The organism is Sphaerochaeta sp. S2 (assembly GCF_016406725.1).
GTDB lineage: Bacteria > Spirochaetota > Spirochaetia > Sphaerochaetales > Sphaerochaetaceae > Sphaerochaeta.
This window is the reverse complement of the sequence record NZ_JAEKNT010000028.1, coordinates 1-1,367: the sequence shown is the minus strand read 5'-3', so window position 1 is coordinate 1,367 and position 1,367 is coordinate 1. Positions and strand designations below refer to the sequence as shown.

The 1,367-nt window shown below is 42.4% G+C and carries 1 protein-coding gene and 2 pseudogenes; 1 reads left to right on the top strand and 2 read right to left on the bottom strand.

Annotation, left to right across the window (positions count from 1 at the left end):
• Positions 1 to 56: 56 nt before the first annotated feature.
• Both JF818_RS00675 and JF818_RS00670 read right to left on the bottom strand, forming a co-directional pair.
• Positions 57 to 254: pseudogene (locus tag JF818_RS00675) on the bottom strand (JAB domain-containing protein); the annotation flags it as partial.
• 256 nt (positions 255 to 510) lie between these two features.
• Positions 511 to 750, bottom strand: a pseudogene (locus JF818_RS00670) (recombinase family protein); the annotation flags it as partial.
• 240 nt (positions 751 to 990) lie between these two features.
• On the opposite strand from JF818_RS00670, the gene JF818_RS00665 reads away from it, so the two are divergent.
• Positions 991 to 1,367: TetR/AcrR family transcriptional regulator (locus JF818_RS00665; protein WP_198890075.1), on the top strand; the 377-nt coding region annotated here is incomplete at its 3' end.

The window sequence follows — 1,367 nt, the reverse complement described above, 5'->3', positions numbered from 1 at the left end:
AATTTGGTTTTGTGGCAACCGAAAGGAGCTTGCACCTGGTAATTTTCATTTCTTCTTTAGAACAGATTACCCTCCAGCATCGATAAATACCCCTCTTCGCTGAAGATTAAATGGTCCAGTACCTTAATACCCAGGATATCCCCTGCTTGCTTCAGCCTCCTTGTAACATCCTTGTCCTCAATACTTGGCTCAAGATTGCCACTGGGGTGATTATGGGCTACCAGGATGGCGGTGGCACGCTGACGTACTGCTTCCCCGAAAACTTCCGGCTGTACTTTGCTGGAAAGACAATAAGTAGTTTACAGTAAAAGAGATACTAGCGATACACCTTTAGGTTTATTGTTGAGAAATCTGTAAACATTTGGTAAGTAATAAATTATTTTTAGTCGCCTCAATTCAACTAGCTCTTCAACTTTTTTATCACTTTGCTTCATGCTGTAATGGGTGGTCTTGTGGACCTTGTTCCCGTGCTCATCAAGCTCGATGTTGGATCTCTTTTTTCTTCATCTTCTAGACAAGGTCGAAGGTTTCCCTGTCGATAATGGGAGGGTGATGATTCTCGGACCTTTGGATTTCTTCCGGATTGATATTGACCCTCTTCACCGCAGGATACTCGGATCCCACCGTCAGTCCATAGACGGAGTCTCCGGTATACTTTTCATTGGAGAGGATGTCATCTATGGTGTTGACCGGCCATCTGCGTTTTCCCTTGGGGCTCGGAATACGCACTGTTTCCAGTTCCTTCTTTACCCGTTGGAAGCTCTAAAACCTGAGCATACTTCGTTAAGATGATTTCATGTGTTCCATATTTCCTAGTTGCCCAACAAAAGGAGATAGGTTGTATCGATACCCGTAATTTTGGCATACACACAATGGACTATTTCCTATGTGTTATGGCAAATGGTCAAAGAGTTGTTGTTTTCTTTTCCAATATGGAATATTTGGTAAAATATTCGATTGACCGATTCGGTCGACAGGTGTACCATATTCATGCATGAACCGATTCGGTCGAAAATTATTGGGGGATGTTATAAGGTGGAAAATTTTTGTTCATTGCCAAAGGAAAAACAAAGATTGGTGCGTGATGCAGCTTTACGAGTATTCGGTCAGAACAGATATCGAAAGGCTTCGATCAAGGATGTGGCGGATGCAGCAGGGATTTCCAAATCAATGGTATTCTATTACTTTGGAACTAAGAAGGAACTTTACCTATATTTGGTAGAGTATTGTTCTCAGGTCCTTACTGGAGTACTGCTTAAACAAGAGACTGTCTTGCCGAATGATTACTTCGATAGAATGTACCTTGCGATGGATCGGCAAATGAAAGCGTTGAAGGATGAACCATTTTTGCTTCCCTTCCTTAGGAC